The organism is Streptomyces sp. AC558_RSS880 (assembly GCF_019049255.1).
Classification (GTDB): Bacteria; Actinomycetota; Actinomycetes; order Streptomycetales; family Streptomycetaceae; genus Streptomyces.
Genome location: NZ_JAGMUJ010000031.1, coordinates 72,277 through 91,265, shown reverse-complemented (window position 1 = coordinate 91,265; position 18,989 = coordinate 72,277). Strand labels below are relative to the sequence as shown.

The 18,989-nt window shown below is 69.7% G+C and carries 19 protein-coding genes and 1 tRNA gene; 8 read left to right on the top strand and 12 right to left on the bottom strand.

Going from position 1 to position 18,989, the window contains the following annotated elements; all coding sequences use genetic code 11:
• Nucleotides 1-102: 102 nt before the first annotated feature.
• From KUM38_RS14325 to KUM38_RS14315, 3 genes are all read left to right on the top strand, one after another.
• Nucleotides 103-549, top strand: a complete 447-nt coding sequence (locus tag KUM38_RS14325; RefSeq protein WP_217129736.1) for a hypothetical protein — start codon at nt 103-105, stop codon at nt 547-549.
• Nucleotides 550-558: 9 nt separating this feature from the next.
• On the top strand, nt 559-2,373 hold the full coding sequence (locus KUM38_RS14320; RefSeq protein ID WP_217129735.1) for an alpha/beta hydrolase: 1,815 nt from the start codon (nt 559-561) through the stop codon (nt 2,371-2,373).
• Between the two features lie 76 nt (nt 2,374-2,449).
• Nucleotides 2,450-2,869 carry a hypothetical protein gene (locus KUM38_RS14315; protein ID WP_217129734.1) on the top strand — a complete coding sequence of 140 codons (420 nt, stop codon included), beginning with the start codon at nt 2,450-2,452 and terminating at the stop codon, nt 2,867-2,869.
• Between the two features lie 61 nt (nt 2,870-2,930).
• On the opposite strand, the gene KUM38_RS14310 is transcribed toward KUM38_RS14315, so the two are convergent.
• The 4 genes from KUM38_RS14310 to KUM38_RS14295 all read right to left on the bottom strand — a co-directional run bounded on the left by KUM38_RS14310 (nt 2,931) and on the right by KUM38_RS14295 (nt 4,257).
• Nucleotides 2,931-3,179: a hypothetical protein gene (locus tag KUM38_RS14310; RefSeq protein ID WP_308408968.1), complete on the bottom strand. Its 249-nt coding sequence runs from the start codon at nt 3,177-3,179 to the stop codon at nt 2,931-2,933.
• Nucleotides 3,176-3,481 (bottom strand): hypothetical protein, encoded by a 306-nt coding sequence (locus KUM38_RS14305; RefSeq protein WP_217129733.1) that lies wholly within the window; start codon nt 3,479-3,481, stop codon nt 3,176-3,178. Before KUM38_RS14305 ends, KUM38_RS14310 begins: the two co-directional genes overlap by 4 nt.
• A 100-nt stretch (nt 3,482-3,581) precedes the next feature.
• On the bottom strand, nt 3,582-3,809 hold the full coding sequence (locus KUM38_RS41830; protein WP_254397155.1) for a hypothetical protein: 228 nt from the start codon (nt 3,807-3,809) through the stop codon (nt 3,582-3,584).
• 124 nt (nt 3,810-3,933) lie between these two features.
• Nucleotides 3,934-4,257 (bottom strand): hypothetical protein, encoded by a 324-nt coding sequence (locus KUM38_RS14295; protein WP_217129732.1) that lies wholly within the window; start codon nt 4,255-4,257, stop codon nt 3,934-3,936.
• Nucleotides 4,258-4,417: 160 nt separating this feature from the next.
• Between KUM38_RS14295 and KUM38_RS14290 the strand changes: the two genes are divergently transcribed.
• Together KUM38_RS14290 and KUM38_RS14285 are read left to right on the top strand one after the other, a co-directional pair.
• Complete coding sequence (locus KUM38_RS14290; protein WP_030870227.1) at nt 4,418-4,711, top strand: GntR family transcriptional regulator; 294 nt, start codon at nt 4,418-4,420, stop codon at nt 4,709-4,711.
• A 330-nt stretch (nt 4,712-5,041) separates the two neighbouring features.
• Complete coding sequence (locus KUM38_RS14285; protein WP_217129731.1) at nt 5,042-6,319, top strand: glycoside hydrolase family 16 protein; 1,278 nt, start codon at nt 5,042-5,044, stop codon at nt 6,317-6,319.
• Between the two features lie 138 nt (nt 6,320-6,457).
• Here KUM38_RS14285 and KUM38_RS14280 read toward each other — a convergent pair.
• The 7 genes from KUM38_RS14280 to galU all read right to left on the bottom strand — a co-directional run bounded on the left by KUM38_RS14280 (nt 6,458) and on the right by galU (nt 12,008).
• Nucleotides 6,458-6,531 (bottom strand) — tRNA-Ala (locus KUM38_RS14280).
• 60 nt (nt 6,532-6,591) lie between these two features.
• Nucleotides 6,592-7,791 carry a gephyrin-like molybdotransferase receptor GlpR gene (gene glpR / locus KUM38_RS14275; protein ID WP_217129730.1) on the bottom strand — a complete coding sequence of 400 codons (1,200 nt, stop codon included), beginning with the start codon at nt 7,789-7,791 and terminating at the stop codon, nt 6,592-6,594.
• A 171-nt stretch (nt 7,792-7,962) separates the two neighbouring features.
• The gene (locus KUM38_RS14270; RefSeq protein WP_308408967.1) at nt 7,963-8,601 is read right to left on the bottom strand and encodes a GNAT family protein; all 639 of its coding nucleotides are present in this window, start codon (nt 8,599-8,601) and stop codon (nt 7,963-7,965) included.
• Nucleotides 8,602-8,627: 26 nt separating this feature from the next.
• Entirely contained in the window at nt 8,628-9,173 is a 546-nt protein-coding gene (locus KUM38_RS14265) for a molybdenum cofactor biosynthesis protein B (RefSeq protein ID WP_217129729.1), read from the bottom strand.
• Nucleotides 9,170-9,691, bottom strand: a complete 522-nt coding sequence (gene moaC / locus KUM38_RS14260; protein ID WP_217129728.1) for a cyclic pyranopterin monophosphate synthase MoaC — start codon at nt 9,689-9,691, stop codon at nt 9,170-9,172. The genes KUM38_RS14265 and moaC overlap by 4 nt, the downstream gene beginning before the upstream one ends.
• Before the next feature lie 86 nt (nt 9,692-9,777).
• Nucleotides 9,778-11,100, bottom strand: a complete 1,323-nt coding sequence (gene glp, locus KUM38_RS14255) for a gephyrin-like molybdotransferase Glp (RefSeq protein ID WP_217129727.1) — start codon at nt 11,098-11,100, stop codon at nt 9,778-9,780.
• Nucleotides 11,097-12,008, bottom strand: a complete 912-nt coding sequence (galU, locus tag KUM38_RS14250) for a UTP--glucose-1-phosphate uridylyltransferase GalU (RefSeq protein ID WP_217129726.1) — start codon at nt 12,006-12,008, stop codon at nt 11,097-11,099. The genes glp and galU overlap by 4 nt, the downstream gene beginning before the upstream one ends.
• Nucleotides 12,009-12,100: 92 nt before the next feature.
• On the opposite strand from galU, the gene KUM38_RS14245 reads away from it, so the two are divergent.
• Nucleotides 12,101-12,715, top strand: a complete 615-nt coding sequence (locus tag KUM38_RS14245; protein ID WP_217129725.1) for a 5-formyltetrahydrofolate cyclo-ligase — start codon at nt 12,101-12,103, stop codon at nt 12,713-12,715.
• Nucleotides 12,716-12,802: 87 nt separating this feature from the next.
• Here the strand turns inward: KUM38_RS14245 and KUM38_RS14240 are convergent, their stop codons facing one another.
• Nucleotides 12,803-15,628 (bottom strand): penicillin acylase family protein, encoded by a 2,826-nt coding sequence (locus KUM38_RS14240; RefSeq protein ID WP_217129724.1) that lies wholly within the window; start codon nt 15,626-15,628, stop codon nt 12,803-12,805.
• A gap of 237 nt (nt 15,629-15,865) precedes the next feature.
• Here KUM38_RS14240 and KUM38_RS14235 point away from each other — a divergent pair, with 237 nt between their 5' ends.
• Together KUM38_RS14235 and KUM38_RS14230 are read left to right on the top strand one after the other, a co-directional pair.
• Entirely contained in the window at nt 15,866-17,398 is a 1,533-nt protein-coding gene (locus KUM38_RS14235) for a potassium/proton antiporter (protein ID WP_217129723.1), read from the top strand.
• A 290-nt stretch (nt 17,399-17,688) separates the two neighbouring features.
• On the top strand, nt 17,689-18,975 hold the full coding sequence (locus KUM38_RS14230) for an MFS transporter (RefSeq protein ID WP_217129722.1): 1,287 nt from the start codon (nt 17,689-17,691) through the stop codon (nt 18,973-18,975).
• The last annotated feature ends 14 nt before the right edge of the window (nt 18,976-18,989 follow it).

The window sequence follows — 18,989 nt, the reverse complement described above, 5'->3', positions numbered from 1 at the left end:
AGGCGGAAGGCGATGCCCCGCTACCGTCCGTGCTGATCACGACGACACAGCGATCGCACGCTCACATCAGCTCGGCGGCGTACGGCAGGGGGAGGTCCACGCATGGCGTGGGACGAATGGGAGCAGCTGAAGGCCTCAGCGGCCGAGCGGCACACCACACAGATGCAGATCAACCAGCTGCCCGCCGACCGGGGTGGTGGCGGTGCTGCCGATCTCATCTCGAACCGGTCGGCCTGGACGAAGGCCGGTACGGACATCGGCTCGCTGCGTGAGGACATCATTAAGGCGACGGCGAAGCTGAAGGACGGCCAGACGGGCCTCGGCAGCGACTCTGGCTGTCTGGTCGCGGCGGCTCAGAAGGACGTCCACGCCTCCTGGGAGACCTACATCAAGAACGTCAGCGAGCGCTGCGGAAAGCTCTCCGGCCTCCTGGTGAAAGCAGGCAAGGACCAATCCGAGACGGACAAGTCGGTCGAGGCCCAGGTCACCGCACTTGAAGTGACGTACGCGGACACACCGGCCGTCGGCGGCCAGGCCAAGGGGCGGTGACGAGACGTCATGGATCTCGCGACGCTCAAAGCACTCAAGCCTGCCGAGTACTCCGAAGCGGCCGACGGCTACCGCAGCACCGCGAAGATGGCGAGTGAGGTCAAAGACCGCGTCGAGAACCAGATCGCCGTGGCCATGAAGAACAGCCTGAAGGGCAAGGCCGCGACAGCGGCGAACAAGCAGGTGAGGCTGCTCGGCCAGAACTTCCACTACATCCAGGCCCAGTGCGGTCTCATCAGTACCGCCCTCGAAGCGTTCTCGTACGAGCTGGAAGCGGCCAAAAAGAAACTCGACCTCGCCCTTGAGAACGCCAAGGCGGCGAACCTCACCGTGAACACCGACGGCTCGGTCACCTACCCGGCGGGCGGGGAGAAGTCCGAGGACGGCAAGACCCCCGCGGGAGGCAAGGTGAGCGGCCTGACGGACGGCACGGCCTCCGCGGTCGGCCGCCAGGCGGCCAACTTCGACCCCAACCCCAACCACCGCCTCGCGCAGGACTGCGCCGACCTGATCGCCGGCGCCCTCAAGGCCGCGACGGAAGCCGACGAGAAGTGGGCACCGAAACTGCGGGCTCTGAAGGCGGACGACGACCTCACCGTCTCCGACGCGGACTGGGCCGACACGTCCTCCGACACGAAGGGCGTGAGCGAGGCCGGCAAGAAGTACCTCGACTCGCTTCCGCAGCCACCCAAGGACGGAACCCCCCAGGAGAACGCTGAGTGGTGGAAAAAGCTCAGCGCGGAGGAGCAGGCTGCATGGATGTCTACCGATCCCAAGGCTGTAGGTGAGCTCAACGGGCTGCCATCCGCAGTCCGGGACGAAGCCAACCGCATCGTGTTCAGCGAAACACGCGCAAAACTTCAAATGGAGCTGGACTCGATACCTAAGGCTCCCACCAATGAGTGGACATGGATCACCTCGGGCCCGTACCCGTCCAAGGTGCACACTGACGAGTGGATGGAGTGGCACAGAGAGTACGGGGACCGCTACGCCCAACTGAACCAGTCCCTCAAAGGCATGGGGTACGTTCAGGACCGTTTCGACCGGACAGGCGTAGATGGCCTGCCCGAGGCATATCTGCTTGGATTCGACACTACAGGGCTGGGCGACGGAAAGGTCATCCTCGCCAACGGCGATCCGGACAAGGCGGACCATGTGGCTGTCTACGTTCCCGGCACCCACGCCGGCCTCGAAAAGATCGGGGAAGGCGACGACCATGGGGACCTCGGCCGCGGGGAGAAACTATGGAATGAGAGCACCAAGCTCTCACCCAACCAGAACATCTCCACGATCACCTGGCTCGACTACAACGCTCCTGACAGCATTGTCCCGCAGGCAAGTAGCGGCAAGTATGCGGAGGAGGGTGGTCCGCGCCTTTACGACTTCCTCCAGGGAAATAGGGAGGCCCACGCGAACGCCTCCGGAAGCGCCCCTCCTCACACCACGGTTATCGGGCACAGTTACGGAAGCACGGTCGTTGGCGTCTCGGCGCAGTCCGGAAGCTGGAAGGACCTCGAGGCCGTTGACGACTACGTCTTCGCCGGAAGCCCTGGCGTCCAAGCTGACCATGCGGCCGATCTGGGTGCAGGTGCGGACCACGTGTGGGCGATGGGCGGTCCTGGGGATGACCAGTTCGTTCGTCAAGGTGGTCGACTGGTGGGACTCGGCGACAATTTGACCATTCCCACCGATGAATCGTTCGGCGGGAATATCATGAGAAGCGACTCGGACGGACACAGCGGTTTCTGGGATGAAGGTTCTCTGAGCCTCCGCAATCAGGCTGCCGTGATCACTGGAAAATACCATAGGGTTGAACTTGAATAAGCAAATTTTGAAATTTGCGTATGCTGTCGCAGCCTGCGCAATGCTGGCCGCCTGCTCACAGGGAAGTGACTCAGACGTGAAAGTACGCGACGGGGAAGAAGTGAAGGCAGAGGTTGAGCAGACATCCAGTCGAATTCTGGAAATAATGGCACTCAAGGGGAAGATGACGGACACCCGCGCCATGACGGTGCGGTGCACTGATTACGACTCGGACGAGGAAGTTTACCGCGCACGCCATCCGTGGAGTGTCTATCAGGTCCCGGTGCCGTCCTTGGAAGAAGCCATGGACCGCCTCCGCGAAGGCCTTCCCAAGGACGGCTGGAAGATCGTTAAGGATGGCGTGGACGGTAGTCGCGCAAAGACCCCACAAATCGTCGCCGAGTCCAAGGGGAAGGAATACTCGGTGGATTTGCGACTGCTCGACGAGAGGAAGTACGGCGACGACCCATCACTTATCGAGGTAACGGTCGTGTCAGCCTGCTATCGACCCAAATAAACCCCCCTCGCCACAAAAGACTGGTGGCGATAATCGAGCAAATGTCAGCTGGCGAGATAATTTACGGCAGCCACAATGAGGGGATCCAAGATCGCAGCCATCTGGACTGGATCGGCCGGACCTTCATGCTGTCGGGAAGGTCCGCATCCGTGTCGATGCCCCGGAAGTACGGGTCCTTCGCCGTGACGAGTTCAGCGCGCACGGCGTCGACCGTCTTCCGCACATGCTCAGGCAGGGTGTCGCGAACCGCTTGGGCCTTGAGTGTCCAGTCCATCCGCCACGGCGGTCCCATGAACCCGTCGCCGGTCACTGACCAGGCTCCAGTCGCTGCACCTCATGCCGGATGTGGGAGGCCTCTTCCAGGAGCGCTTTGGCCTCGGCGATGTCGGTGGACTCTGTCGCGCGGTGGTGGAGATCGGCCATGTGGGCGTCGAGTTCCGGATCTCGTGCAACCGCGTACTCGCCCCACCAGCGGGCCATGAACGCGGGCACCGTGCTGATGTCGTACGCGTCCGCGACGGCCCACTTCCAGTGCTCGTCGAAGTCCGGAAGGAACTGGGGAGCGTGCTGAACGATGGCGGCTCGCAGCGCCTTGGGGTTCCGCTCGGTCATGACCGGGTGTACTCCTTCGGCGCACCGCGCCTGCGACGATAGCCCGCCTCGATGACCCGGGTGAGGCGTTCGATACCGGCCCACCGCACAACCCGGGGACTCATGAGCACACCCCCGGGGCACAGTCGCCGGTCCCACTGCTGACGGCGCTTTCAGTGTCATGCGCGTCCGACGAGGGCAGGCGCCGGCCCCGGGACTCCGCGATGCGCAGTGCGTCAGCCAGACACTCGGCGAGCCGGACGGCGGTGTAGCGCACCTCGACGTTCGGGGACAGGGGGTCGTCCAGCACCCGTCGGGCACAGCCGAGCATCTCCAGGCCGACGGCCAACTGCCGCGCCTCCGTCTCGTCGGCCAGCCGCGAGACGTGGCCGCCCTCGACACCGTTGGCGAGGAAACAAGGTTTGCCGTCCGGCGATGACCAGGGAAGCAGCCTCAGCGAGGGGGCGACTCCATCACGCGGCCGCCCTCTCCGCGCCGAGGACGTGCTGATCGAAGTCGCTCCCGAAGCCGACGGTCGGCACAAGCGTGCCCCGGCGACGCCACTGCCGTGCCCGTTCTGCCTCCTGGGCGACGAGGTACGGGCGAACGAGCCGGGACTCCGCTCCGTCGAGCGGGGGGTGCAGGCAATACGGGGAGCGGTGGAGCGGGAGACGGGCGAAGTCGGTGGGGCGGACGGTGGCGTACGTGGGGCGGAAGTCGCCCACGCGGTGGGTTCCGGTACCGGGGCCGATGAGAAGGCCCAGCCACCGGACGATACGGCGGATAAGGTCATGCATGTTGACGCTCCGATTCAGCGTTGACCACACCCCGGGGCCCTGCCAGGCCGCCGGGGTTTCACCTCAACACCTTTGCATCAGGATGCGTTAGGTAGCAATAGGAAGCATATGGTTGCACCCGTACGTGGTGGGGTGCTTTTCCTCGCTTTAGCGTGCAGGCATGGCCGATGAGCGTGAGTGGAGACCCGACCCGACGAGTCACGTCTACGTGTATCTGCAGGTCGTACACCACATCGCGGAACAGATCCGGGCGGGGCGGCTACGAGCGGGTGCGCGCCTTCCCGCCGAGCGTGACCTTGCGGAGCAGTACGGCGTGGCCGTCAACACCGTCCGCCGAGCCGTCCGTGACCTGCGTGACCGAGGGCTGGTCATCACCGTCCCCATCAAGGGCACGTTCGTACGTCCCGAAGCGTCCTCCGAGGCACCCGGAAGCGAGGACGGGACCGTCGACTGAGAGCCGACGCGTCGCCGGACACCCCCAGGCCCGTCTCCTGCCGAGGCTCGACCTCCACATCTCTGTCTCACCCAACCGCTCTGCACCCGGCGGCACATCGCGGAGGTCCACGGTGATCCTGAGCCGCTGGCCGCGTCGGTCCGTTCTGCCTCCGCCCACTTAAGCCGTCCTTAAACGCTCGTTAAGTGATCAGCCGCAGACCTTATGGCGTCAAACAACCGCAGGTCAGAGCCAGTTGGAATACAAACCGGGCAGTTGGTTGCACCGTCAACCGTCCGTAGCATCGGGGCTCCCCCACGCAACTTCCCCACAGACAAGGTGTGTTCAGTCATGGCCGCTCACCGCGCACGCCGGTGGTCGCTCGGCGGGCTCGTCCTGCTGGTCTCCACCGCGGTCGTCGCCGCTTTCGCCTTCCTCACCACAGGACCGTCCGCCGACCGGGCCGACGCCGCCACCACCGCGCTGACCTGGTCCGACGAGTTCAACGGCCCGGCCGGCAGCGCCCCGGACCCCGGCAAGTGGACGCTGGAGACCGGCGGCAGCGGCAACGGAAACCACGAGCTGCAGTACTACCGCGACAGCAGGGACAACGCCGCCCTCGACGGCAACGGCAACCTCGTCATCACCGCCCGCAAGAACACCGACACCGGGCTCCAGTGCTGGTACGGCCCCTGCCAGTACACCTCCGCCCGTCTCAACACCGCCAAGACCTTCACCCAGGCCTACGGCCGCTTCGAGGCACGTATCAAGGTGCCTCGCGGCCAGGGCATGTGGCCCGCGTTCTGGATGCTCGGCGACGACCTGGGCACGGCCGGATGGCCGAACAGCGGCGAGATCGACATCATGGAGAACGTCGGTTACGAACCCGGCGTCGTCCACGGCACCGTCCACGGCCCCGGCTACTCCGGTGGCGGCGGCATCGGCGCCGCGTACACGCTCCCGGGCGGCGCGTCCTTCGCCGACGGCTTCCACGTCTTCGCGGTCGACTGGAGCCCCGAGAAGATCACCTGGTCCGTCGACGGGCGGACCTACCAGACCCGCACCCCGGCCGACCTGGGCGGCAAGAAGTGGGTCTACGACCACCCGTTCTTCCTCATCCTCAACCTCGCCGTCGGCGGCGACTGGCCCGGCAGCCCGAACGCCGGCACCGCCTTCCCGCAGACGATGACCATCGACTACGTACGCGTCTCCGCCTCCGGCGGCTCCTCCGGGGACGGCGGCACCGCCCGGACCGGCGCCATCAAGGGCATCGGCGACATGTGCGTCGACGTCGCCGGCGCCTCGGCCGCGGACCGGACCCCGATCCAGCTGCACGACTGCACCGGCGTCGACGCGCAGAAGTGGACCCTGGGCGGCGACGGCACCGTACGCGCCCTCGGCAAGTGCCTCGACGTCCGCGGCGGCTCCACCGCGGACGGGGCGCCCGTGCAGCTCTACACCTGCAACGGCACCAAGGCCCAGCAGTGGACCTACACCTCCGCCCGCGACCTGACCAACATCGGTGCGGACAAGTGCCTGGACGCCAAGGGCGGCTCCTCCGCCGACGGCACACCCCTGCAGATCTGGACGTGCACCGGCACCGCCCACCAGAAGTGGACGGTCGCCTGACCCCACGGCCCACCGAGACCACGCCCCCGGCCCGATCCCGGACCGGGGGCGTTCCGTCGAAGTGCTCGGTATGAGCAGAGCGTTGGCACCACATGCCGAAGCCCCGGTCGGTGATACCGACCGGGGCTTCGAGCTGCGTGGACCTGAGGGGATTTGAACCCCTGGCCCCCTCGATGCGAACGAGGTGCGCTACCGGACTGCGCCACAGGCCCTTGCAACGAGTGAAACTTTAGCATCCCGATCGGGGTGCTCGGAAATCCGTTGGCCCGGCGCTACTCGTTGGCGGCCTTCGGGCGCTCCCCGTCCTCGTACTGGTCGAAGAGGGGGGTGCGGCCGCGTTCGCGGGAGCGGCGGGCCGAGGCCGCCCGGCGGGCGTCGCTGCGGTCGTCGGCGGGGGCCGGGTCCGGGTCCGCTTCCTCGGCCGAGCCCTGTGTCTCGTCCGCCGGCACGGCGCTGGAGCGGGCCGAGCTCCAGGTGTCCGGGGCGCCGAGGTCCACGTCGCCCGTGGCGCGGGGGGCGACCGGGGCGGTCACGTACGTCGGGAGCGGTACCGGGACCGGGTCCCAGCTGTCGCCGCCCTGGCCGGGCCGCCGCTGCCGCTCGCGCTGCTGGTCGACCCACTCGGCGTGGTCGGTCTGCTCGACGAGCGCGCGCCGGTCCGCGGCGAGCGCGGTCAGCCCCGGGTCGACGTCGACTCCCGCTTCCGGCCCCTCCGGTTCGTCGGGGTCGGCGTCCTCGACGGACGGGCGACGGCGCGGCTGGCGCTCCCGCTCGCGCAGCCGCTGTGCCGCGACCTCGGCCTGGCGGCGGTCCATCTGGTAGGCGAAGCGGCGGCGCTCCTGGGAGCGCAGATACGCGATGTACGCGCTCAGCAGCACGGCCGGTACACCGGGCGCCCACAGGAACGCGAGCCCGCCGACCGCCGCGACGATCGCGCCGAGCGTGAAGGCGGCGAAGAGCATCGTGGTGGTGCGCCGGCGGCGGGCGAGCGCCTTCGAGCGCTGGGCGCGCGCGGCGGCGGCCTGCGCCGCCCGGGCCCGCTGGGCGTCCGGTCCGCGGCGGGCGGCCGGGACGCGCCCCCGCGCGGCGGCCGGTTCGGGCGCCCGCCGTTCCGCGCGTTCGCGCGGGGGCCGGCCGGGTGCCGGTTCCGGCTGCTCCGCGGGGGGTGACGGTACGGGTGCCTGGGTCTGCGGACGGGTCTGGGACACGGCGAAGGCCCGGACGTCCACCGAGTCGGTGATCGCATCCGGGTCGTGGACGCCCTGCTCCCCCTCCTCGGAGGAGCGCGCCCGCAGGTCCTTGGCGTACCGGCGCTCCATGCCCGCCCGTCCGGACAGCAATCGGATGGCGGTGCTGAAGCGTTCCGTCGGACGGGCCTCGTTCAGCTCGTCCTGCCTACGGAGCCACATCGGCACCAAGTAGGCGGCCCAGGCCCCGACAATGACTGCGTAGATGAGGCCGCTGCTGCTCACATCTCACACGGTAGAGGGGTTTGCACGGGGCCATCCGCCAATTGGGCCGGTGTGTCGCACGATCTGGCTGATATTTCGAACTTTTCTTGTGACCGATGCGATCGGGGGCGACCTGAACCGGGAATTCCGCGCCGGAAGGTGGTCACCTCTCGCTCAAATTCGAACGTTTATTCAATTTCCGGGACCGTGCGGGATTCCCGGATTACGCCGCTCGTGGCCGGACCGCCCCCCGGAGCGTGCCCGGCGCCACCGGGCGAGCAACCCGTCGGGCACTTCTTCCGCCGTGAGCGCGAAGACGAGATGGTCGCGCCAGGCCCCGTCGATGTGGAGATATCGGGGCCGCAGCCCCTCCTCGCGGAATCCGAGTTTCTCCACGACCCTGCGGCTCGGCCCGTTCTCGGGGCGAATGCAGACCTCGATGCGGTGCAGTCCGACGGTGCGGAAACAGTGGTCCACGACCATCGCCACGGCCGTCGGCACCACTCCGCGGCCGGCCACCGCCTCGTCCACCCAGTAGCCGATGTGACCCGAGCACATCGAGCCCCAGGTGATCCCGGCGACCGTCAACTGACCGACGAGACGGCCCTGGTACTCGATGACGAACGGCAGCATCCGGCCCGCGTTCGCCTCCGACCGGAGGTGGCGGACCATCTGACGGTACGTCGGCCGGTGGGTGACCGGGCCGCTGGGCGTGGGCGGCGGGATCGTCGCCTCCCAGGGCCGCAGCCAGTCGCGGTTGCGCCGGTTGACCTCGCGCCAGGCCTTCTGGTCGCGCAGCTTTATCGGCCGGAGGACGATGTCGCCGTCCACCAGCTCGACCGGCCAGTGTGGGCTGTTCAGCTCGCACCCCCGCCGGTGGCGTCCGGTCTCGGGTGGTCCCCGCCGCGCAGCTGGTCCACGGCGTGCTTCAGCAGCGGCTCCAGGACGGCGAGACCGTCCTTCACCCCGCCGCTGGATCCCGGCAGGTTGACGATCAGCGTCCGGCCGCCCGCGACTCCCGCGAGGCCCCGGGAGAGGGCGGCGGTGGGCACCTTGTCGCGGCCGTACGCCCGGATGGCCTCCGCGATGCCGGGGACCTCGTGGTCGATGACCCGGCGGGTCGCCTCGGGGGTGCGGTCGGTGGGTGAGATGCCGGTGCCGCCGGTGGTGACGATGACGTCGTAGGCGGCGTCGACGCCCGCGCGGAGAACCGCCTCCACGGGGTCGCCGTCGGGGACCACCTGGGGGCCGTCGACCGCGAAACCGAAGCGCCGCAGCCCCTCCGCGACCAGCGGGCCGCCCTTGTCCTCGTAGACGCCGGCGGCGGCCCGGTTGGAGGCCGTGACCACGAGCGCGCTGTACGGGGCGAGCAGCGCTCCGCCGACGGTCGCGTCGAGTGTCATGCCCGGCTCCAGTCGCCCGACTTGCCGCCCGTCTTCTCCTCGACCCGCACGTCCGTGATGACCGCCTCCTTGTCGACCGCCTTGACCATGTCGATCACGGTGAGCGCGGCGACCGACACCGCGGTGAGCGCCTCCATCTCGACGCCCGTGCGGTCCGTCGTCTTCACGGTCGCCGCGATCTCCACGGCGTCGTCCGCGACCGACAGGTCCAGTTTCACACCGGACACCGACAGCGGGTGGCACAGCGGGATCAGATCGGGGGTGCGTTTGGCGCCCATGATGCCCGCGATGCGCGCGGTGGCCAGCGCGTCGCCCTTGGGGACGCCCTCGCCGCGCAGCAGCTCGATCACGCGCGGTGAGACGAGAACGCGGCCGGTGGCCCGCGCGGTGCGTGCGGTGACGTCCTTGCCGGACACGTCGACCATGCGGGCGGCGCCCGCCGCGTCGAGGTGGGTCAGACGGGACTGCTCGGAGGGTTCGGAGGGTCCGGGGGTCTCCCCCCGGGAAGGCACGGTCATGATCGTGTGGCGCTCCCGGTCCTGGCCCGTCGCGGTGCGGCGCACGGGCCTGCTGTGCGCGACACGGTACCGCCAACCGGTCGCGCTCAGCCGAGCAGGACCACCTCGACCTCGGTGCCGGGCGCGACGGACTCGGCGTCCTCGGGAACGACGATCAGCGCGTCGGCCTGCGCGAGGGCCGCCACGAGGTGGGAGCCGGCGCCGCCGACGGGCGTCACCGTGCCGTCGGCGTACCGGCCGCGCAGGAACTGGCGGCGGCCCCCCGGCGAGGTCAGCGCCCGGTCCGCGGTGAGCTTCGCGCGCACCCTCGGCCGGTGGACGTCCGTCAGGCCCATCAGGGTGCGGATGGCGGGACGGACGAACAGCTCGAAGGAGACGTAACTGGAGACCGGGTTGCCGGGCAGGGCCAGCAGCGGGGTGTGGTCGGGGCCGATGGAGCCGAAGCCCTGGGGTTTGCCCGGCTGCATGGCGAGCTTGCGGAACTCGACGCCGCTGCCGGGCTCGTCCTCGTCCGCCGTGTACGACAGCGCCTCCTTGACGACGTCGTACGCCCCGACGCTCACGCCACCGGTGGTGACCACCAGGTCGGCGCGGACCAGCTGGTCCTCGATGGTGTCCCGCAGGGTCGCGGCGTCGTCGGCGACGGCGCCCACACGGTAGGCGATCGCGCCGGCGTCCCGCGCGGCGGCGGTGAGGGCGAAGCTGTTGGAGTCGTAGATCTGGCCCGGGCGCAGTTCCTCGTCGGGCTGGACGAGTTCGCTGCCGGTGGAGAGCACCACCACGCGCGGGCGCGGGCGCACCCGGACCGTGCCGCGGCCGATGGCGGCCAGCAGGGAGATCTGCGGCGGGCCGAGGACGGTGCCGGCCGCCAGGGCGCGGTCACCGGCCCTGACGTCGCTGCCCTCGGCGCGCACGTGCGCGCGTGCCCCGGCCGGGCGGTACACGTTCACCTGCCCGGTGGCGCCCTCGGGGGCGAGGCTGCGGGCGCGCATCCCGGTGGCCGGGCCCTCGCCGAGCCCGCCGTCGGTCCACTCGACGGGGACGACCGTCTCGGCGCCGGGCGGGAGCGGGGCGCCGGTCATGATGCGGGCGGCCTGGCCGGGGCCGACGTGGAGGAGGCCAGCCGCGCCGGCGGCGACGTCCCCGACGACGTCGAGGGCCGCCGGGTACCGCTCGCTCGCGCCCGCGACGTCCGCGACCCGCACCGCGTACCCGTCCATGGAGCTGTTGTCGAACGGGGGCAGGGAGACCGTCACCGTGACGTCCTCGACCAGGACGCAGCCCTGGGCGTCGAGGAGGTTCAGCTCGATGGGTTCGAGGGGCCGGACGGTCGCGAGGATGTCGTCCAGGTGCTCGTCCACCGACCAGAGGTGGTCCGGTCCTGCGGTGCGGGGCGCGGCGGTGCTCAACGTTGCTGCATCTCCTCGGTGACGTATCGCTGGAGCCAGGTCCGGAAGTCCGGGCCCAGGTCCTCACGTTCGCACGCGAGTCGGACAATGGCACGCAGGTAGTCGCCGCGGTCGCCGGTGTCATAGCGGCGGCCCTTGAAGACGACGCCGTGCACCGGGCCGCCGGTCTTCTCGTCCGTCGCGAGCTGCTGGAGGGCGTCGGTGAGCTGGATCTCGCCGCCGCGGCCGGGCTCGGTCTTGCGCAGTATGCCGAAGACGGCGGGGTCGAGGACATAGCGGCCGATGACGGCGTAGTTCGAAGGCGCGTCCTCAGGGGCGGGCTTCTCGACCAGGCCGGTGACCTTGACGACGTCGGCGTCCGCGGTGGTCTCGACGGCGGCGGAGCCGTAGAGGTGGATCTGCTCGGGGGCCACCTCCATGAGCGCGACGACGCTGCCGCCGTGCTGCTGCTGGACGTCGATCATGCGCTGGAGCAGGGGGTCGCGCGGGTCGATCAGGTCGTCACCGAGGAGGACGGCGAAGGGCTCGTCGCCGACGTGCGGGGCGGCGCACAGTACGGCGTGGCCGAGACCCTTGGGGTCGCCCTGGCGGACGTAGTGCATGGTGGCGAGGTCGCTGGACTCCTGCACCTTGGCGAGGCGGTCGGCGTCGCCCTTCTTCTGGAGCGCCGACTCGAGTTCGTAATTGCGGTCGAAATGGTCCTCCAGGGGGCGCTTGTTGCGGCCCGTCACCATGAGGACGTCGTCGAGACCGGCGGAGACGGCCTCTTCGACCACGTACTGGATCGCCGGCTTGTCGACGACCGGCAGCATCTCCTTGGGAGTGGCCTTGGTGGCCGGCAGGAACCGGGTACCGAGGCCGGCTGCGGGGATGACAGCCTTGCTGATCCGAGGGTGTGACTGAGACATGTGCGCCACCATATCGGGCCTCTTTGCAATGAATCTGAGGCTCCGGTTAATTACCGCTCATATGAGCATATTGGAACGGCACGGGAACAGACTTGAGACACAAAGAGGGCCCGAACGAGCCTGACAAGCGGGTATGGCGTCGGGAGCTCCTTGCGGTGAGGAACGGGTTGACGGCGGATGACGTGCGGGAATCCGCGGCCGCACTGGCCCGGCAGGCACTCGGACTGCCCGAACTGGCGCACGCGCGCACGGTCGCGGCGTACGTCTCCGTGGGGAGCGAACCCGGCACACTCGCGCTGCTCGACGCGCTGCGCACGCGGGGTGCACGCGTACTCCTGCCCGCGCTGCTGCCCGACAACGACCTGGACTGGGGGACGTACGAGGGCGAGGGCTCACTCGTCCGCGTGCGACACGGCGCGAAAATGGCGCTCTTCGAGCCCGCGGGCCCGTGCCTCGGGCCGGACGCCGTCACGGAGGCGGACGTCGTCCTGCTGCCGGGCCTGGCCGTCGACACGCGCGGAATGCGCCTGGGACGCGGCGGCGGCTCCTACGACCGGGTCCTCGCCCGGCTGGACCGCGCGGGCGCGCGTCCGGCGCTGGTGGTGCTGCTGTACGACGCGGAGGTCGTCGACCGCGTCCCCGTCGAGCCGCACGACCGGCCGGTGCACGCGGTGGTGACGCCGTCCGGGGTGCGTCGGTTCGGCTGACGGTTCGGCTGAGCCCTCAACCCCGCAGACGCGGAAGCGGCCCCACGCGCGCACGCGTGAGGCCGCTTCCGACGGCGGGGGCCGGGGTCAGGGCTTCAGCAGCAGGGTGTCGCTGGTGCTGTCCTCGACCGCCTTCTTCGAGTACGACCAGTCCAGCAGCTCGCCCTCGGCCCACTTGTCCGTCTGGTCGACGTAGTGGGAGCTGTAGGCGTGCCCGGAGGCGCCGGTGAGGTTGATCCAGCGGGACTTGTCGAGGTCGCCGAGGTTGACCACCATCCGCATGGACGGCACCCATACGACGTCGTAGCCGCCGGCGGCGTTCCAGCCGGTCGCGTTGACGGTGGCCTCGCCGCCGCCGAGCTTCCACGGGCCGCGGTTGAGCATGTACTGCAGGAAGCCCGGGCCCTCGGTGCCGAGGGTCTGGTTGTTCAGGAACAGGCGGTGCAGCCGGCCCCAGCTCCAGGTGTCGATGTCCTTGCCGAGCTTGGCGGTCAGCTCCCAGCGGGCGTCGATCAGGGCGCGCTTGAACAGCTCGTCACGGTTGTCCGCGGCGGGGCGGGTGCCCGACTTGGGGGTCTTCCACCAGTCGCTGTCCTCCTTGTCCTTCAGCTTGCGGACCACCTCGAACCAGCGGTCGCCGCCGTCGGGCTGTGCCTGGTCGGCGTCGCGCTGACCGCACTCGCGGACCTTGCCCGCCTCGTCGGCGGGCCCGGTGGTGTTGACCGGGTCGACCCACAGGCACTGGCCCTTGACCCGCAGCTCCTTGGGCAGCTTGTGGCCGAAGGCGAGCTTGAGGATGTTGCGCCACACGGAGTTGAAGTAGGCGGCGGCGGCCGAGTCGGCGTCCTGGGTGTAGTCCCAGCCCTCCAGCAGCTTCTGCGCCTCGCGGACGTCCTCGTCCTCGGTGTCGATCTTGAGCAGGTCCGGCACCAGCAGCTTGGCGATGGAGCTGGAGTTGTCGAGCTGCATCTGCCGCATGTCGTCGGTGGAGATCTTGCCGTCGTCCTTGATCTTCGACTCGATCAGCTCGGTGATCCGCCGGCTGCGGGCGCCGTACCCCCAGTCGGTGGTCAGCGTGTACGGGTAGTCCTCGCCGACGACGGCCTGGTTGGCGGTGACGATGTAGCCGCGGTCCGGGTTGTACTCGTAGGGCAGCGCGTCCTGCTCGATCCAGCCGGTCCACTCGTAGTCGGGGTCCCAGCCGGGAGCGGGGATGGAGCCGTCGTGCTTCTCCGCGCGGGTGGGGATCTTTCCGGGGAGCGTGTAGCCGATGCTGCCCTCGGTGTCCGCGTAGATCAGGTTCTGCGAGGGCACCTCGAACAGGGTGGCCGCCTCACGGAAGTCGTCCCAGTCCTTCGCGCGGTTCATCGCGAAGATGGAGTCCATGGTGCGACCGGCGTCCAGGGCGGTCCAGCGCAGCGCGACGCCGTAGCCGTCGCCCCGGTCGGGGGCGGCGCTGTCGACGGTGGCCTTCCTGCCGGTCTTCACCAGGTCGTCGGAACGGTCGGAGAGCAGGGGGCCGTTGTTGGTCTCACGGACGACGATCTTCTGCGCCTTGCCGCCGGCGACCTTGATGGTCTCCTCACGGCTCTTGAACGGCACCACCTTGCCGTCGTACTGGTAGCCGTCGCCGGTGATCTTCTCCAGGTAGAGGTCGGTGACGTCGACGCCGGAGTTGGTCAGGCCCCAGGCGATGTCCTGGTTGTGGCCGATTATCACGCCCGGCATGCCCGCGAAGGTGTAGCCGGTGACGTCGTACTGGCACTCGGCGGAGACGTCGCGGCAGTGCAGGCCCATCTGGTACCAGACGGACGGCAGCGAGGCCGACAGGTGCGGGTCGTTGGCGAGCAGCGGTTTGCCGGTGATGGTGTGCTCACCGCCGACCACCCAGGAGTTGGAGCCGATGCCGTCGCCGTTGACGCCGACGGCGGTGGGAAGGTCCTGCAGGACCTCCTGGAGACCGGTCAGCTGGCTCTCCAGGGAGGAACCGCCGGTGCCGGTACCGGTGCCGGTGCCAGTCCCGGTGCCAATGCCAGTGCCGGTGCCGGTGCCGGTGCCAGTCCCGGTGCCTGTGCCGGTCTCCGTACCGGTGCCGGTCCCCGTCCCCGTGCCGTCCGTGCTCTCGCCCTGCTCGTACGCCCCGGTGAGCTGGTCGTACTGGCCCTCCTGGACCACCGGCTTGTTCCGGCTGTACGGGTACGCCGGGTACAGGTCGGCGATCTGCTTCGGGCCGAGGCGGCTGGTCATCAGCGCGCGGTCGATCTCGTCCTGCATGTTGCCGCGCAGGTCCCAGGCCATCGCCTTCAGCCAGGCCACGGAGTCGACCGGGGTCCACTCCCCCGGCTTGTAGTCGTTCTCGAAGCCGAGGGCCGCGTACTCCAGGGAGATCTCCTTGCCCTCCTTGCCCTCCAGATAGGCGTTGACCCCCTTGGCGTACGCCTGGAGGTACTTCTTCGTGGCGGGGGAGAGCTTCTTGTCGTACTCCTCCTTGGCGACCCGGTCCCAGCCCAGGGTGCGCAGGAACTCGTCGTTGTCGATCTGGCTCTCGCCGAACATCTCCGACAGACGCCCGGCGGTCATGTGCCGGCGCACGTCCATCTCGTAGAACCGGTCCTGCGCCTGGACGTAGCCCTGCGCCATGAACAGGTCCTCGTCGGAGGAGGCGTAGATCTGCGGGATGCCGTAGCCGTCCCGTTTGACGTCGACGGTTCCCGTCAGGCCCTGGAGGGTGATCGAGCCCTTGGTCTGCGGGAAGGAGGCGCGCACGGTGCTGACGGACCAGTACCCCCCGTAGGCGACACCGCCGATCAGGGCCAGCACCAGGACGAGCACGATCAGTCGGGCTCTGCGCCCCTTCTTCCTGCCGGACTTGCCGGGTTGCTGACCCGTGGAGGCGGTGGTGTCGGTGGGCATCGCTGTCCTTGCTGTCCTAACGCGAGCGGCAGGTCGGGCTGTGCTTTTAACTGAGCGCTGGAGCAACGATAGGCGCAGGGCTCCGCGGCACTTGACGCGGAGTGGGGAACCAGCCCGGACGGACGTTCGATCTTGCCCTCCCGAGCGTCAAGAACGCGTCAAGAGTTAGGTAAGGTAACGAAGTAGTTTGCCGCGGAAGCGGTGGATCGCATGCGATGTACGTGAGCTCACGCGCGGGTGCGCCTGAGTCAGGGAAGGGAACGGCCGCTGACTGTCCACCACCTCAACCAGCTCCTGCTCGTCTGCTCGATCGTCCTGCTCGTCGCCGTCGCAGCGGTCCGGATCTCCTCGCGCAGCGGGCTCCCCAGCCTGCTCGTCTACCTGGGCATCGGCATCGCCATGGGCCAGGACGGCATCGGCGACATCCACTTCGACAACGCCGAGCTGACCCAGGTCATCGGATACGCGGCCCTGGTCGTGATCCTGGCCGAGGGCGGTCTGGGCACGAAGTGGACGGAGGTGAGACCGATCCTGCCCGCCGCCTCCGCGCTCGCGCTGACCGGCGTCGCGGTGAGCGTCGGCGTCACGGCGTCGGCCGCGCACTTCCTGGTCGGGCTGGAGTGGCGGCAGGCGCTGATCATCGGCGCGGTGGTGTCCTCGACCGACGCGGCGGCCGTCTTCTCGGTGCTGCGGAAAATACCGCTCCCCGCGCGGGTGACGGGCACACTGGAGGCGGAGTCCGGCTTCAACGACGCGCCCGTCGTCATCCTGGTCGTCGCCTTCTCCTCGGCCGGACCGGTCGAGCACTGGTACGTCCTGGTCGGCGAGATAGTGCTGGAACTGGCCATCGGCGCCGCCATCGGGTTCGCGGTGGGCTGGCTGGGCGCCTGGGGACTGCGGCACGTGGCGCTGCCCGCCTCCGGCCTCTACCCGATCGCCGTCATGGCCATCGCGGTCGCCGCCTACGCGTTCGGCGCGATCGCCCACGGCAGCGGCTTCCTCGCCGTCTACCTCGCCTCGATGGTGCTGGGCAACGCCAAGCTGCCGCACTGGCCCGCCACGCGCGGCTTCGCCGAAGGGCTCGGCTGGCTCGCCCAGATCGGCATGTTCGTCCTGCTCGGCCTGCTCGTCACCCCGCACGAGCTGGGTGACGACATCGTGCCCGCGCTGGTCATCGGACTGGCGCTCACCATGGTGGCCCGCCCGCTGAGCGTCGTCGTCTGCCTGCTGCCGTTCCGGGTGCCCTGGCAGGAGCAGACGCTGATGTCATGGGCGGGACTGCGCGGCGCCGTGCCCATCATCCTGGCGACGATCCCGATGGTGCAGGGCGTCGCCGGGAGCGAGCGGATCTTCAACATCGTCTTCGTCCTGGTCGTCGTCTACACCCTCGTCCAGGGGCCGACCCTGCCCTGGCTGGCCCGCAAGCTGCACCTGGGCGGGGACTCCGCCGCCGACCTCGGCATCGAGTCGGCGCCCCTGGAGCGGCTGCGCGGACACCTGCTGTCGGTCGCCATCCCGGCCGGGTCGAGGATGCACGGCGTGGAGGTCGCCGAGCTGCGGCTGCCGGCCGGGGCCGCCGTCACCCTCGTCGTGCGCGAGGGGAACTCGTTCGTGCCGCTGCCGTCGACGGTGCTGCGCCGCGGGGACGAACTGCTCGTCGTCGCCACGGACCCGGTACGGGACGCCGCCGAACGGCGCCTGCGCGCGGTCGGCCAGGGCGGCAAGCTGGCCGGCTGGCTGGGCACCGACGGGCCGCGGACGGGACGCTGACGGACCGCGGACGGGACGTCGACGGATCCCGGGCGGGACGTCGACGGATCCCGGGCGGGACGCCGGAGGCGTGCCCGGCTTCACAGCGGACCGCAGGTGATCCCTGTACGATGCAGGCGACCCCCAGATCGAACCAACTCTGCCTGACGCAGAGCTGGCGCGACCGTATGGCGGCCGGAACGCCCTGAGCTGTGGCGCCGGTATCTACCGCAGTCAGCGCAAGAGGACAGCTCTCGGCGCCCCCGCACGACCCGCGCGGGCCGCTACCAGGTGGCGGAAAGGCACGGGCCGTGGCATCCACGGTCACCACGTCGAAGGACTCGGCGGCCACCTCCCGACCGGGATACGGCCGGCTGCTGCGCACGCGCGGCGCGTGGACGTTCCTGCTCCCCGGCTTCGCGGCCCGCCAGCCGTTCGCGATGCTCACCCTCTCCATCGTGCTGCTGGTGCAGCACACCACCGGCTCGTACGGCGCGGCCGGCGCCGTCGCGGCCGTCACCGGCGTCTCCATGGCGCTGTTCGCCCCCTACAGCGGCCGTCTCGCCGACCGCCACGGCCAGCGCGCCGTTCTCGTGCCCGGCGTCCTGGTGCACACGGCGGCCGGACTGGCCCTCACCGCGCTGGCACTGAACCACGCGCCCCTGTGGGCGCTGTTCGCCGCCGCCGTGCCCACGGGTGCCTCGGTGCCGCAGATCGGGCCCATGGTGCGGGCCCGCTGGGGCGTGCGGCTCAAGGGATCCCCGCTGATGACCACCGCGGCGGCCTTCGAGTCCGTCACCGACGAGTTCACCTTCGTCGTCGGACCACTGCTGGCCACGGCGCTGTGCACGGCCGTCGACCCGGCCGCGGGCCTGCTCACCGAGGCCGCGCTGACCCTGGTCGGCGGTCTGCTGTTCGCCGCCCAGAAGGGCACGCAGCCCGAGACGGGCCGCGACGGGCACGCGCGCGTGGAGCACGTTTCCGCGCTGCGCGTCCCCGGTGTGCGCGTGCTGATCGTGACCTTCCTGGGCATCGGTTCCGTCTTCGGCGGCATGCAGGTCTCGCTGGCCGCGTTCACCGAGTCGATCGGCGAGCCCGGACTGAACGGCGTCCTCTACGGCGTCTTCGCCGCGGGCAACATGCTCTCCGGCATCGCCTGCGGCGCGATCGTCTGGAAGACCGCCCCGCAGCGGCGCCTGGTGATCGGCTACGCGGCGCTCGCGCTGACCGCCTCCGCCCTGTGGACCGCCCACTCGGCACTGCTGCTGGCCGGGCTCGGCCTCCTGGTCGGCATGTGCATCGCACCGGCCCTGATCACCGGCTACACACTGGTGGAGAACCTGGTCCCGGCGGGTGCCCGCACCGAGGCCTTCACCTGGCTGACCGGCGCCGTCGCGCTCGGCCAGGCGGCGGCCGTCACGGTCGCGGGGCAGCTGGAGGACCGCCTGTGGGGCGGCGCCGGCTTCCTGGTGCCGATGGCCGGTACGGTGCTGGCCCTCGTGACGCTGCTGGCGCTGCGGTCACGGCTGGCCGCGGCCCCGCGCGAGCGCACCGTCGCACGTGGCGTCGGTCACCGCGATCCCGTCGCAGTGGACTGAACGCAGGGAATAGG

Bases quoted from the DNA above. Each gene is read 5' to 3' on its own strand.
- KUM38_RS14295 (WP_217129732.1), bottom strand. From the start codon at position 4,257: ATGCATGACCTTATCCGCCGTATCGTCCGGTGGCTGGGCCTTCTCATC.
- KUM38_RS14305 (WP_217129733.1), bottom strand. From the start codon at position 3,481: ATGACCGAGCGGAACCCCAAGGCGCTGCGAGCCGCCATCGTTCAGCAC.
- KUM38_RS14290 (WP_030870227.1), top strand. From the start codon at position 4,418: ATGGCCGATGAGCGTGAGTGGAGACCCGACCCGACGAGTCACGTCTAC.
- KUM38_RS14265 (WP_217129729.1), bottom strand. From the start codon at position 9,173: ATGACACTCGACGCGACCGTCGGCGGAGCGCTGCTCGCCCCGTACAGC.
- KUM38_RS14325 (WP_217129736.1), top strand. From the start codon at position 103: ATGGCGTGGGACGAATGGGAGCAGCTGAAGGCCTCAGCGGCCGAGCGG.
- KUM38_RS14240 (WP_217129724.1), bottom strand. From the start codon at position 15,628: ATGCCCACCGACACCACCGCCTCCACGGGTCAGCAACCCGGCAAGTCC.
- moaC (WP_217129728.1), bottom strand. From the start codon at position 9,691: ATGACCGTGCCTTCCCGGGGGGAGACCCCCGGACCCTCCGAACCCTCC.
- KUM38_RS14285 (WP_217129731.1), top strand. From the start codon at position 5,042: ATGGCCGCTCACCGCGCACGCCGGTGGTCGCTCGGCGGGCTCGTCCTG.
- galU (WP_217129726.1), bottom strand. From the start codon at position 12,008: ATGTCTCAGTCACACCCTCGGATCAGCAAGGCTGTCATCCCCGCAGCC.
- KUM38_RS14320 (WP_217129735.1), top strand. From the start codon at position 559: ATGGATCTCGCGACGCTCAAAGCACTCAAGCCTGCCGAGTACTCCGAA.